Origin of the sequence: Flavobacterium sp. (assembly GCF_052437795.1) — a bacterium.
Lineage (GTDB): Bacteria > Bacteroidota > Bacteroidia > Flavobacteriales > Flavobacteriaceae > Flavobacterium.
In genome coordinates this window covers 610,158-623,173 of sequence record NZ_JBQVPA010000002.1, presented here as the reverse complement: position 1 = coordinate 623,173, position 13,016 = coordinate 610,158, and the positions used below count along the sequence as shown (strand labels likewise).

The 13,016-nt window shown below is 42.3% G+C and carries 10 protein-coding genes; 5 read left to right on the top strand and 5 right to left on the bottom strand.

The features are described 5' to 3' along the window. Positions 1 to 2: 2 nt before the first annotated feature. A complete protein-coding gene (locus tag ACT6R0_RS09575) occupies positions 3 to 2,579 on the top strand; it encodes a S9 family peptidase (RefSeq protein WP_444652461.1) in 2,577 nt (858 codons plus the stop codon). A 26-nt stretch (positions 2,580 to 2,605) separates the two neighbouring features. On the opposite strand, the gene ACT6R0_RS09570 is transcribed toward ACT6R0_RS09575, so the two are convergent. From ACT6R0_RS09570 to ACT6R0_RS09555, 4 genes are all read right to left on the bottom strand, one after another. Further along, on the bottom strand, positions 2,606 to 2,881 hold the full coding sequence (locus tag ACT6R0_RS09570; protein ID WP_444652462.1) for a DUF6520 family protein: 276 nt from the start codon (positions 2,879 to 2,881) through the stop codon (positions 2,606 to 2,608). Positions 2,882 to 2,959: 78 nt separating this feature from the next. Beyond that, positions 2,960 to 3,238, bottom strand: a complete 279-nt coding sequence (locus tag ACT6R0_RS09565) for a DUF6520 family protein (protein WP_444652463.1) — start codon at positions 3,236 to 3,238, stop codon at positions 2,960 to 2,962. 74 nt (positions 3,239 to 3,312) lie between these two features. Further along, a complete protein-coding gene (locus ACT6R0_RS09560) occupies positions 3,313 to 4,854 on the bottom strand; it encodes a MauE/DoxX family redox-associated membrane protein (protein ID WP_444652464.1) in 1,542 nt (513 codons plus the stop codon). 192 nt (positions 4,855 to 5,046) lie between these two features. Further along, entirely contained in the window at positions 5,047 to 5,808 is a 762-nt protein-coding gene (locus ACT6R0_RS09555; RefSeq protein WP_444652465.1) for an XRE family transcriptional regulator, read from the bottom strand. Between the two features lie 86 nt (positions 5,809 to 5,894). Here ACT6R0_RS09555 and dinB point away from each other — a divergent pair, with 86 nt between their 5' ends. Genes dinB through ACT6R0_RS09535 form a run of 4 tightly spaced genes read left to right on the top strand, consistent with a single transcriptional unit; the run spans position 5,895 to position 11,224 of the window. Then, on the top strand, positions 5,895 to 7,052 hold the full coding sequence (dinB, locus tag ACT6R0_RS09550) for a DNA polymerase IV (RefSeq protein WP_444652466.1): 1,158 nt from the start codon (positions 5,895 to 5,897) through the stop codon (positions 7,050 to 7,052). 1 nt (position 7,053) lies between these two features. Beyond that, a complete protein-coding gene (locus tag ACT6R0_RS09545) occupies positions 7,054 to 10,143 on the top strand; it encodes a DNA polymerase III subunit alpha (protein ID WP_444652467.1) in 3,090 nt (1,029 codons plus the stop codon). Beyond that, a complete protein-coding gene (locus ACT6R0_RS09540) occupies positions 10,140 to 10,757 on the top strand; it encodes an alpha-ketoglutarate-dependent dioxygenase AlkB family protein (RefSeq protein WP_444652468.1) in 618 nt (205 codons plus the stop codon). Before ACT6R0_RS09545 ends, ACT6R0_RS09540 begins: the two co-directional genes overlap by 4 nt. Positions 10,758 to 10,789: 32 nt before the next feature. Next, complete coding sequence (locus ACT6R0_RS09535; protein WP_444652469.1) at positions 10,790 to 11,224, top strand: DUF1810 domain-containing protein; 435 nt, start codon at positions 10,790 to 10,792, stop codon at positions 11,222 to 11,224. 45 nt (positions 11,225 to 11,269) lie between these two features. Here ACT6R0_RS09535 and ACT6R0_RS09530 read toward each other — a convergent pair whose 3' ends face one another. Then, positions 11,270 to 13,012: a hypothetical protein gene (locus ACT6R0_RS09530; RefSeq protein ID WP_444652470.1), complete on the bottom strand. Its 1,743-nt coding sequence runs from the start codon at positions 13,010 to 13,012 to the stop codon at positions 11,270 to 11,272. Positions 13,013 to 13,016 lie beyond the last annotated feature (4 nt).

Sequence of the window (13,016 nt, the reverse complement as noted above, 5' to 3'; positions counted from 1 at the left end):
AAATGAAAAAGATTCCTTTTAATTTAAAGTTCTATTTCATGGCGATGATGATTTTCTATAGCTGTGCTTGCAATTCACAGCAAAAAAGGAAACTGAATCCTGAAGAGTACACATTATGGAACACGCTGAAAATGGGAAAGGCATCGGATAATGGGATATGGACTTCCTTCTCGAAATCATATCAGAGCACAGATACGCTATATCTCAAAAGCTCTATTAATGATTCTCAGTACGTATTCCCTTCCGGATATAATGAACAGATAACTCCGAACGGTAAATTCTTTGCGTACATGAAAGCGGACTCTCTGTTTGTTTTGGAAACCATGACCGGTAAAAAAAGCCGCTATCCCAATGTAATGCGTTATGAATTTACAAAAAATGGAAAATATCTGGTTTTCCTACGGGACGAGGTAGAATCTGCCACTTTGTGTATAAATAACATCGTCACAGGCCGCACCGAGAAATTACAGAACGTTACCGAATATAGCCTGAACCCGAAAGGAACGTCTTTGGCTATAATTCAAAATAGCAACGAGGCTTACATAATTAAAATGGATAATCAAGGGATTACAAAAAGGCAAATCGCCTTTAACTCTTGTCGCGAATGCTATTTTCAGGATTTAACATGGAATGCTGAAGGAAAATCGCTGGCATGCTACATATTTGATAAGGTTAAAGGAGAATATGATATTATGCATATTGCCGATATAAATAAGCCTGCTCTTGTACGTTTTCTGAAATCTTCTGAATATATGGCTACCACTCCAAAAGCCATTGTTGTCAAAACGAAAATACATATATCCGATAACGGGAATATGGTTTTTTTTGACGTAAGGAACGATGCGTACTTATTAGAAAATACTTCCAGTAAAGTTCAGATTTGGAAATCTTCAGATAAGCAGTTACCTCCCGCTACATCCGTCAACTTCCTACAATGGCATGTGTGGCTGCCTTTTCAGAATAGAGTATATACAATAGAAGACCAAAACCTTGTAGCATGTGCCATGGCGAATGATCAGGAACAAGTGGTGCTGCTGGACAATAGTCGCTATCTGCCTTTGTACGAATACGGCGATCGGTATAGTGACGTTTATGTAATGGATCTGAAAACAGGAAAAAAGGAGAAAATCATCCAGAAGCAATTAATATCATATAATCATCTTGTTTCGAATCCAAATGGGCGCTACATAGCATATTTTAAAGATAAGCAATGGTGGAGTTATAATAGTAAGACCAAAATTCACACTTGTATTACCAAGGATAGTGGGACAGAGTTCAATAAATCATCGAGTGACAGGCTGGATGATCACCGGGCTCATGGTTTTGGGGGTTGGACTTCAACAGGACAAATGATTGTCTATGACGAATTTGATATATGGATAATTTCTCCTGAAGGTAGAAAAACCCAAAAGATAACTAGTGGTGCATTTACTGGAATGAGAAATCGCCTTCCTTCGCGACTAGAGAGCAATATAAAGGACAGCTTCTTTGGCTTTATGTCCACTTCGTATGACTTGAGTGAAGGACTGCTTGTCCAGACTGTCGATACTAAAGTGTTAAGTGAGGGATTTGGGGTATGGTATGCAAAGGACGGTTTCAAGGAACTTGTCCATCATGAATCTAAAATATTATACATTAAAAGGGTTGGAAAGGATAATGCGTTTCAATTCATTGAAAGCGCTTTTGATACCCCTCCAAAAATAATAAACCTTTCACATGATGGGAAGCAGACACAGATAGCGCAGGCCAATGAGCAGCAAAAGAAATTCCATTGGGGGAAATCTACGCTGGTGCATTATAACAGTCCTGATGGCAGGAAACTGAAAGGGGCGCTATTTTACCCTGCAAATTACAACGCAGCTAAAAAATACCCTATGATCGTTTCTATTTATGAGAATATGTCAGGTTCATTACACGAATATGTTACGCCATCATCAGAAAATCCTGCTGGCTTCAATATAACGAACTTTACATTGGAAGGTTATTTTGTTCTGTTGCCCGATATTGCCTATACGTTAAATAAGCCCGGCAGCTCAGCCCTGCAATGTGTTTCTGCAGCAATTGACCAGGCAATTGCGAAAGGTTCGATTGATGAGGACAGCATCGGTCTGATAGGACATTCATTCGGAGGATTTGAAACCACATATATTATCAGCCAGACAGACAGGTTCAAAACAGCGATAGCTGGTGCAGGAGTTACTGACCTGCTAAGCTTTTACCTTGATATAGATTCGGCAAACCTTTCCAATATGGAACGTTTCGAAAGTGAACAGCTAAGAAATAAAATCCCTTTTACAGAGCAGGAATTTATTACGGAATCGCCGATTATGAATGTAAAAACAATAAATACACCCGTCTTGCTCTGGACAGGAGCTAATGACAGGGCAGTTGCCCCATCCTACAATAAAAAACTGTACGCTGCGCTGTGGAGGCTTCAAAAACAAAGCATGCTTCTAATTTATCCTGAGGAAGAGCATGTTCTTATAAAGCCGGTAAACCAAAAGGACATAACCTCAAAAACAATGGGTTGGTTCAATTATTATCTTAAAAGTTCTCCGAAAGAGGAATGGATGAAATAACAAAAAGGTGTCTCTGACACCTTTTGTTATAATGGCCTGTATAAAACTTTATTACATCTAAGTGGAGCTGTTTTTCCAAATGCCTGATAGGTTATCCCCTGATAAATTCCGGTGCAAACGAATTGGGTTATGGTGTTATCGCATTGAACCTGAATTGCACAGGGTTCCGTGGGCAAGTTTATCCATCCATTCTCGGGAGCCAATAATTGTTCATCCCCTACACTTTTAAATGCAAAAGCACTAAATACTGCCAGCAGTAACGCAAAAGCCGGTAAGACTGTTTTATGTTTTTTCAATTGCATAAAATATGATTTAATGATAAATAGTATGTATCCGAAGAGTAAATAAGGTGTCCTTAAAGGACACCTTATTACATTGGATTAGTTTAACCTGTAAAGGGTTATATTGCAGGGAGACTGCGGATTCAACTTTCCAAAAGCCTGGTATTCCACACCATTGTGGATTGCTGTGCACATGAACGGCTTAACAGTGTTATCGCATTGGACCTGTACAGAACAAGGTTGTCCCGGAGGGCTGATCCATCCCGGTTGCGCAGCTAATAAAGCTTTGTCCTCTACGCTTTTAAATGCAAAAGCGCCAAATACTGCCAGCAGTAGTGCAAAAGCCGGCAAAACCATTTTTAAAAAATTTGTTTTCATAATATTAAAAATTTAATAATTAGGATCTACTCTCTCACAGGTTTTCGATCTTCCCCTGATACGGCCGTATATTTTTATTTCTCTGATCTCATGTCAAAATTTATCGGTTGCAGGCGGTATAGGACAATGTAATTATCGCTAAGCCCAACCAAAATATTATTATAGATGTGGAAAGCCCTTATCTTTTCTCCCTTATAATTATATAGATAGAAGCTGAACTCATAGGTCTGCTTTTCCACGTCATATACGTCGATTATTAAAGCATCTTTCAGCATTTCTTCTGGTTCATGCCTCCCTAATCTGTCCGACTGTATAAATAGATATTTTCCTGATGAATAGCTATGCTGGTTTACTACTATTGGCTGCTCCGCCAACCTTTTAACCTGACCGGACTTAGTAGAGGCAATTTTAATGGATGGGTTTTTTATCGTATCTATTGTACGCCCCCGATAATCAAGCCGCAAATTTTTATCAACGGTAAAAAATTCATTTCTGTAATAGTATACATATATCAAGCGGTTTAATTCTGAATTATACCTTAACATGCCGTCACTGTCAAAAAGCCCATCTACCTGTTTCTGAAGCAAATCTTTGGATATTTGGACGGAATCTGGTTTACCAATGTTGATGCGGCCAATTACATTTTGATTACCACCTTGATCTATACCGCTATAGACAAATTCGGTAGGTGAGACAGCTTCGACCCGTGCAAAGGTGTTCTTGCTGTCCCCTTGCCAATAGTGTTGTGCTTCCCAATCTGATAACCCTCCTTTAAAAATAACAGGAACACTACCGTCAATCATAAAAAAATAGGGAAAGTGTATCCTGATCTGTGGAGAATAGAAGGTAATCTGTTGTTTATTATCCAGCTTAATCTGGTGTGTCCTTAAATCGTTCAGGGTGGTATCGACGCTTAAGATATGCAAGGGAGCGCTGGTGTTCCCAAGATATATCCGGCCTTTTGCGACCCCGGCTATATAGTATGAATTGTACTTAACGGATAAGCCTTTCAATGTAGTTACAGGATGTGGTGGATATCGGCGCAGAAAACTATTATTCCGGTGCATTTCTTTTTCTGACAATAGATACAAAGCTGTGACCAGCATTACGCCGCCAAAAAAACAACTTGCTAGTATCATATAGAATACCCTCGGCCGTAATACACCAAATTTTCGTGATTTGGTGAGTGATACCACCCTGTCTTTCTCTAACAATAGCCCGATAAGTGCAAGAATTATAAAGACTATATTAAAAATCAGGTGTTCAGTCCACCCCATTTTTTCTAACACGCCGCCACATGAACAAGGAACAAAAGAGCCAAAGTTCAAAATGATAAATATATAAGCTGTAAACATGACCATCAGTGCGAATGCGCCATACATAGCATAAATTCTCAGGTGATGATGAAACAACGCCAACGCTATGATAATTTCAATTGCCGGGATAAACCATGAGATTGTTCCTGCAAAAGCGCTCAGTAGAGGGGATTGTCCAAGTTGCACCCTGAAATTTTCGAAATCTAAAAGTTTGCTGACCGCCGCGTAAATAAATAATAAAATGTAAAGCAGACAGATTATATCAACCAATGTGTTTTTTAAAGATATAGGTATTTTCATGGCTTTACTTTTAAATACCGTTTAGGTTTTCATAACGCCAAATTAGACCATCACGATTAAAGAATTGATGACGAAATCGAGCCAAAATTTGTCAAAATCGGGCCATTTTATGCTTTTAGTTGAGAATATTCAAATTGTAAATAAAAAAAGGCTGGCTTTTCGCCAACCTGTTGTTTTAAATTCAATTTGTTCCTATCCCTTGAGGGATAGTTGCCGTATTTCCTTTTTAAGTTCATGGAACATCTCTTCAATTCCTCTAGGAGTCCGCGACAGGCGCTTATCGTTCTTGCCGAGATGGTACTGGTATTCCCAAATTTCAAGGATATCAGAGATTCTTACCTTATAAGGTGGATATAGTTCATTATCAGATTCCAGGGTGAGTTCATTCTTGCCATTACGGTTAAGCCTCTTATACACCATACCGTCGTCGCGGGTTATCAGAATGTAAGTCTTGCCGTCTACAACCTCTCCCAATTGCTCAATATACCTGGTTACGATAAAGGAACCATCCTCATGGGGTGGCATTGAGTCCCCTTCTACCGGAAAGACCCTGTGCTTGCCTGTGCCTAAAAATGGGAAATGAAATTGGGGTAGGCTCCCAACAAATTCAGGATCGGAGTATCCGGTTAGGTATCCGGCCTTTGCTTTATGGGTTACGATCTCGACAAGATTATCCCCGTTTCTGTCTACCATAATTGGAAACAGGAGTCTGTTATTGTCCAATTTAATCAGAGTGTCCTCTTTAAGTTTCCTGATATCGACACTTAGCAATATGTCTACAGTCACACCATAGTAGCTTGATATTCTTTTTAGAAGTTCATATGGTGGCTCGGAGGTCCCGTCGTCATATTTTCTGTACCTCTCGCGCTGTATAGCAAGGTCCTTAGCCACCTTTTCCTGCGAGTAGCCATTTTTCACCCTTAAGTACCTAATGTTGTCAGAAAACAAAGACATATGCGAAATGGTATAATTTGTACCAGCAAATATATGTAAAATTGGTATTATCTATACTAATTTTGTTTGGTACAAAATGATGGATTATGGAACGCTCGATTGTACACATGGATTTAGATACTTTTTTTGTTTCCTGCGTCAGGTTGCAGAACAGTAGCCTGGAAGGAATTCCCTTAATTGTTGGCGGTGGTGATCGTGGTGTGGTAGCCTCTTGCTCCTACGAGGCGCGGCGGTACGGGGTACGCTCGGCAATGCCGATAAATATGGCGCTCAGGCTGTGCCCCGAGGCGAGGATTGTAAAGGGTGATATGGAATTATTTTCGCGTTATTCCAATACAGTCTCGCAGATCATAGAGGAAAATGCACCGGTAATGGAGAAAGCTTCCATCGATGAATTTTACCTCGACATTACAGGCATGGATAAATTCCACGGCTCCTACAAATGGACCCGTGAGTTGGTAGCGAAGGTAACCCATGAAACGGGTCTTCCATTAAGTTTTGCACTTTCGGTAAACAAGACGGTTTCAAAAATCGCTACCGGGGAAGGAAAGCCAAAGGGAAATCTTGAGATACCCCAGCCGCAGGTGCAGCAATTCCTTAACCCGCTTTCGATCAGGAAAATACCTATGGTGGGCGATGCGACTTTTAACCTTTTATCCCGTATCGGTATCCGCAACATCCAGACCCTGGCAGAGATGCCGGCAAAGGTACTCCAGGAAATGATCGGCCAGAACGGAATGGAATTATGGAAGAAAGCAAATGGTATTGATAACAATCCGGTAGAGCCGTATCGGGAACGCAAATCTTTATCTACAGAAGATACGTTTCACCAGGACACGACAGACACAGTCTTTCTTCGTTCTGTCCTCTGCGGAATGGTCGAGAAGCTGGCCTACCAGCTCCGGAGCGAAGGATGGCTGACTTCCAATGTGACCGTAAAAATCAGGTATTCGAATTTCGATACCGAAACGCGGCAGCTTACCCTCGCGTATACTTCAGCAGATCACACCTTGACAAGGGCAGTGCTTGAAGTTTTCGATAAGCTATACCAACGGCGGATGAGCCTGCGCCTTGTAGGAGTTCGCTTCAGTAAGCTGGTACGCGGCTCTTACCAGATTAACCTTTTCGAGGACACGCAGGAAATGATGTCGCTCTACCAGGCTATGGACAGGATTAAGAACCGGTTCGGGGCTAATGCCGTAATGCGCTGCAGTGGCGCTTTTATAAAACCTAAAGCTGTATGATATGTACCTGAACTGCCATTCTTTTCACAGTCTTAGGTACGGCACCATACCTGTTGCAGATCTTGTAGCCTTAGGCAAAGCCTGCGGCGCTCCTGCTGTGGCGCTCACCGATATCAATACCGTAACAGGTATTTATGAGTTTTACAAAAACTGTACTGAAGCAGGCATTAAACCTATCGTGGGCATGGAAATGCGCGAGGGTAACAGGCTGCTATATATCGCATTAGCCAAAAACCGTAAGGGATTGGGTGAGATCAACCGCCACCGGACCAAATATAATCTTGAAGGGACTCCGTTGCCCTACTTTGCCACAGACTTTGAAAATGTTGCGGTCATATATCCCGTCCAAAATGTTCCGGAATCTTTAAAAAGCTGTGAATATATCGGCATACGCCCAGAGGACCTTTCTTTGCTCATCCGTCCCGAGTGGAAATGCAGGCTGGATAAAATGGTAGTGCTGCAACCAGTCACCTTCCGGACAAAAGTCGAATATAACCTGCACCGCATATTGCGCGCTATTGACCTGAATACCCTTGGCAGCAAGCTTACCCCTGATGACTATTGCGCCGCAACGGAGGTAATGGTTCCCATGGAAACATTAATTGAAAAATACAGCCAGTATTCGCAGATACTCCGTAACACCTATGCCCTTATCGATGCGTGCCAGTTTGAATATGAATTTGGGATTCCGCGGAACAAAAAGCATTACACTTCCGGCAGAGAAACTGACTTGGAACTGCTAACCAGCCTTGCGAATCAGGGACTCATGCGCAGATATGGCTCAGACGATATAGCGGCAAAGGAACGTGTCGAAAAAGAGCTGAAGGTGATACATCAGCTGGAGTTCAGCGGTTACTTCCTGATTACATGGGATATTATCCGGTACAGCAATTCGATGGGATTCCTGCACATTGGCAGGGGCAGCGGGGCTAACAGCATCATTGCCTATTGCCTTGGCATTACCGATATCTGCCCTTTAGAGCTTGACCTGTACTTTGAACGCTTTTTAAATCTCAATCGCAAAAGCCCCCCCGATTTTGATATTGACTGGTCATGGAAGGAGCGTGATATGATTCTGGATTATATCTTCAAGCGGTATGGCGCAGACCATGTCGCCTTCTGCGGTACCAATGTAGAATTTAAATACAAATCAATATTCCGCGAGGTCGGCAAAGTTTTCGGCCGGCCAAAGGAAGAACTCGATAAGCTATCCGGGACGTCGATGGACCAGCATGACAAGAATGAGATCGTACGCATGATACACCGCTACGGCATGATGATGGAAAAGTATCCGAACCAGCGCTCGATGCATTCCTGCGGCATACTCATATCCGAGGATCTAATCACTGATTTTACAGCATTGGAAATGCCGCCGAAGGGTTTTCCAATCGTTCAGTTTGATATGCATGTTGCTGAGGAGATTGGGTTTGATAAGTTCGATATCCTTTCACAGCGTGGGATTGGGCATATTGATGATTCCGTAAAGCTTATCAGGAAAAACCGTGGTATAGACATAAACATACGCGATACATCCATATCAAAGGATGAGGTTGCATGCAATGAGTTTCTGGGTATGGGGAAAACTATTGGGTGCTTTTATATTGAGAGCCCTGCCATGCGCGGCCTGCTGCGACGGCTCAAATGCAACAATTATAAGACCCTGGTTGCAGCATCATCCATTATACGGCCTGGTGTGGCGCAAAGCGGGATGATGAAAGAATATATCTTCCGGCACAATTACCCTGACAAGTTCGAATATTTCCATCTTGTTTTTGAGGAGCAGCTTGGTGAGACCTATGGGATTATGGTATACCAGGAGGATGTTATCAAAATTGCACTGCATTACGGAGGGGTTGCGGCTGAGGACGGGGACATCCTTCGCAGGGCTATGAGCGGGAAAGGGCGCTCATTGGCTGCGCTCCAAAAAGTCAAGGACAATTTTTTCAGGTGCTGTGCAGAGAAAGGCCACCCCGAACAACTAAGCGCGGAAATCTATCGCCAGATAGAGTCTTTTGCCGGGTACTCGTTCTGCAAGGCGCACTCAGCTTCCTATGCTGTGGAAAGCTACCAGAGTCTTTATCTTAAGGTGCATTACCCAATTGAGTTCATGGTTGCTGTCATCAACAACCAGGGTGGGTTTTACCGAACTGAGGTATATGTTCATGAGGCGCGCATGTCGGGCGCTGCTATCCATAATCCTTGCATTAATAAAAGCAATGTGGAAACCACCTTGTACGGCAAAGATGTATACCTCGGCTTTATGCACCTTCAGGGACTCAATGGGGAAATTGCGCAAAAGATAGTGAATGAACGTATCTTAAATGGGGACTATGCTTCGCTGGAAGATTTTGTAAACCGCGTACCCATTGGCATTGAAGGTTTGCAGCTACTGATTTATATAGGCGCTCTTCGCTGTACCGGCAAAACGAAAAATGTATTGTTAGTGACAGCCAGGCGCATTATGATGAACTTTAAGCCGGAGAACCGCTATCCCCAGCTACTGCCGGAACCGGTCAGGGACTATAAACTGCCTGAACTCAAACGTTCCCCTTTCGAAGATGCTTTTGATGAGATTGAACTGTTAGGGTTCCCTGTCTCCGTTACGCCGTTCAACCTTTTAAAAACATCCTATCGTGGGGATGTCATGGCATGTGATTTGGTAAAGTATCATAAGAAGCAGGTAAAAATGCTTGCTTACCTGGTATCCCGGAAGCATGTCCCTACAAAAATGGGCACTATGTACTTTGGGACATGGATTGATGCCAATGGTGAATTCTTTGATACGGCTCATTTTACAGGAAGCCTGAAGGAATATCCTTTTAAAGGCGGCGGCTGCTACCTGCTTTTGGGCACTGTGGAAGTGGACTATCATTTCCCTACCATCACTATATCAAAAATGGAAAAGATGCCTTTCATCCCCGACCCACGCTACAGGGAATCCGATGCCGAGAGTTCCCGTACTCAGGAGAAACTGAGGGAAGATGTCTCCATGACCCACCGCGCACCATATCCCCAAGAACAGGAGATCAATCTGCCGCGGCATAAGATGGTCGAGAACAAAGCAACTAACTTAGACACCAACAACAAATGACACTATTTAATGACACTGATCTTTTTACCTCAGGCACTGAAGGTAAAAAAACATATGATTACCCGGACCTTGGACTCATGAAGCTTGATGCCTTCATTCCTAAAATTGAAGCAGACAAGTATTACAATACGCTATTGCACAACACACCGTGGCACGAGTACCAGATGCCCATGTACGACAAGATAGTTACCGCGCCCCGTATGATCGCATGGTATGGCGAGCAGGAGGAAGCAGGTGAAAGTTCTTTGCCTTGGACACCTGAACTTCTGGAGCTGCGCAGTAAAGTCGAAAAAGAAACAGGGCTTGAGTTTAATGCCGTGCTGCTGAACCTTTACCGCAATGGGAGCGACAGCGTAGCCTGGCACTCCGACAAGGAGCACAAGATTGGGAAGAACCCTTCTATCGCTTCGGTAACGTTTGGGCAGACACGGCCATTCCGTTTCAGGCATAAATTCAATAAGGATATCGAACATCTTGAAATACCATTACATCATCGCACATTACTGCTGATGTCCGGAACGACCAATACCTTTTGGGAGCATCATATTCCCAAGTCGGCAAAAGAGATGCTGCCGAGGATTAACCTTACTTTTCGACAGGTCAAATCAGTTTAAACGATCTAAAGTATTAAATTTGCATAGACAACATGGAACACAATTACAAGCTATCCCGATTTTTGGACGCCCAAAATCAGATATACCTTAATGCCTTGGCCGAAATCAGAAATGGCCGAAAAGAGAGCCATTGGATGTGGTTCATATTTCCGCAACTCAAGGGACTGGGCAGGAGCAGTACTGCAGATTACTATGGTATTGTTGACATGGGGGAAGCATCCGCATATCTGCAACATCCTGTACTTGGAAAACACCTCATCCAAATATCATCAGCCTTACTTGAGATTGAAGGTAAAAAAGCTCAAGAAATTTTTGGCTCACCTGACGACCTCAAGTTAAGGTCTTCTATGACATTATTCAAACAGGTAGAAGGTACGAATCCAATTTTCCAGAAAATATTAGATAAGTATTTCGACGGAAAGGCGGATGACAAGACACTAAATATCTTAAAAGATCACAATAGCTAGTAAGGAAAAAACAAGTCGGCGAGTAACGTAATGAAATTATTCTGATTATTTTAACAAATGCCATTTGTTCAACGACTCTTTTATAGCGTCTCTTGCTTTTCCCGCTAAAAGCTTATTGATCACAACTTTTCCGCCAATATACATTAGTGGCTTGCTGATACCTTTAAATTCAAAAGTATTCATAAGTATTTTTTCAACTCTTTTACGTAGTGGCTTATCGAAACGGTCAATGTCTTTTTCAGTAATTGCAGGCCAATTTTGGCCCGACGAGAACACTGGTATCTTAAAACCTGACCGGTCGCTGAAAATGGGGATTATCTGATATTGCCTTTCTTCATTTCCTTTTGTGGCCCCCGAAGCGTATAAGCTTAGATTTTTAACGTTCGCGTAGCCATCCCGGAATATTGGATTTTCACTTAACGCTGAAGCCGGTATTGTAAAATAATCCCTCAAAAAAATTTCACAATTGTACCGCCCTAAGTAATAGTCGTGTATCCTGAATTCCTTATGGAGAAATCCTCCAAATCCTGCCAGCGTACCACAGGCAATTGCCTCCTCACCAAAAACCTCTTTTAATACTTTTCCGTTTTGGTCTCTAATTTCCCTTGATGGGGAAATAATAAAACTGCTGACATCATTTTCGAGCAACGCTTTTTTATATTCAATAGGCTTTGCGCGCATTTGCGATAACATTGCAGACAATGTTTTGGGAACAGCGCTAAATACATCCTTATCAAATTTAAATTCTTTCTTTTTAGCACTTGGGAACGGGTCTATCATCAATACTGTATTTTCAAAGGTATTGGGACTACAGTTTAAATTCTCCAAAGCGGCACATGTCTCATTGCTTTCCTGTGGATTGTCAAAGGGTAGCTTATCTCTTGTAGCAATTGCCTCATTTAACAAATAGCGCACCTTTTCAAATGGCTCATTATTTATCACCCCTCCATCTACATTCAGGGTTGTTATAACATTATTTGCCAGAGGAGTGTTTGCAAAAATGTTTTGAAACCACGGGATATTCTGAACAAACTTAACCTCACGGGTTAACATCCGTGGGGCAAGGCCGATGGGAAATGCGCCTGTAGCCATTGCAGCGTCCTTAGCCGTCTTTAAATATTTTCCACCGCGAAAATCTAATGGAATCCAAGCTTTTCCCGATGATTTAACCTGGTCATCCATAACTTCAAAACAAGCATAGTCATTATGGACATCCATGTAATATTTGTCTTTACGACCCGCTCCTTTCATTCCGGCATAATATGCGAAGCCTTCCAGATTAGTTAATGTAGTAAAAATCTTAACCGGGGTTTCCTTATTACTTTTGAAATATGCCGGCGTCTCCCGCCACTCCGAAACATTACTCTGTAACATTCTGTCAGCTACCTCATCTATAAATTTTGAATTTAAAAGAGAAATAACTTTTCCATTCTCAAAATCGTCTGTTTCAAGCATTTTTGAGAACATGTCAGGCCCTGTCAGGTCAACCCATCCATTATAGAGCTTATTTTCCAGATGCTCGTCCATAAGATGACCGGGCTTTGGCAAGTCAACTGGCTTTATTGGGTTATTTATTATAGTTGCTGTTAGTAGTGCAGTCATGCCTCCTGCTGAAGCTCCTCCCATAATTGGAATACAGACTTCATGGCTAGGTACATCATCCATTCCACGCCTGCTCTCCCATTCGTTTAAAGCTTCTACCAGGTAATCCATGACTCCTGCTGTGTACGCCCCGGCAGAAACAGCACCAGCCATGCAGAGCCCTATTTGAAATTTTTTATTTGCCATATCC

Excerpts from the sequence above, each read along its gene's own strand:
- ACT6R0_RS09560 (WP_444652464.1), bottom strand. The coding sequence starts at position 4,854 with ATGAAAATACCTATATCTTTAAAAAACACATTGGTTGATATAATCTGT.
- ACT6R0_RS09555 (WP_444652465.1), bottom strand. The coding sequence starts at position 5,808 with ATGTCTTTGTTTTCTGACAACATTAGGTACTTAAGGGTGAAAAATGGC.
- ACT6R0_RS09545 (WP_444652467.1), top strand. The coding sequence starts at position 7,054 with ATGTACCTGAACTGCCATTCTTTTCACAGTCTTAGGTACGGCACCATA.
- ACT6R0_RS09570 (WP_444652462.1), bottom strand. The coding sequence starts at position 2,881 with ATGCAATTGAAAAAACATAAAACAGTCTTACCGGCTTTTGCGTTACTG.
- ACT6R0_RS09540 (WP_444652468.1), top strand. The coding sequence starts at position 10,140 with ATGACACTATTTAATGACACTGATCTTTTTACCTCAGGCACTGAAGGT.
- ACT6R0_RS09530 (WP_444652470.1), bottom strand. The coding sequence starts at position 13,012 with ATGGCAAATAAAAAATTTCAAATAGGGCTCTGCATGGCTGGTGCTGTT.
- ACT6R0_RS09565 (WP_444652463.1), bottom strand. The coding sequence starts at position 3,238 with ATGAAAACAAATTTTTTAAAAATGGTTTTGCCGGCTTTTGCACTACTG.
- dinB (WP_444652466.1), top strand. The coding sequence starts at position 5,895 with ATGGAACGCTCGATTGTACACATGGATTTAGATACTTTTTTTGTTTCC.
- ACT6R0_RS09575 (WP_444652461.1), top strand. The coding sequence starts at position 3 with ATGAAAAAGATTCCTTTTAATTTAAAGTTCTATTTCATGGCGATGATG.
- ACT6R0_RS09535 (WP_444652469.1), top strand. The coding sequence starts at position 10,790 with ATGGAACACAATTACAAGCTATCCCGATTTTTGGACGCCCAAAATCAG.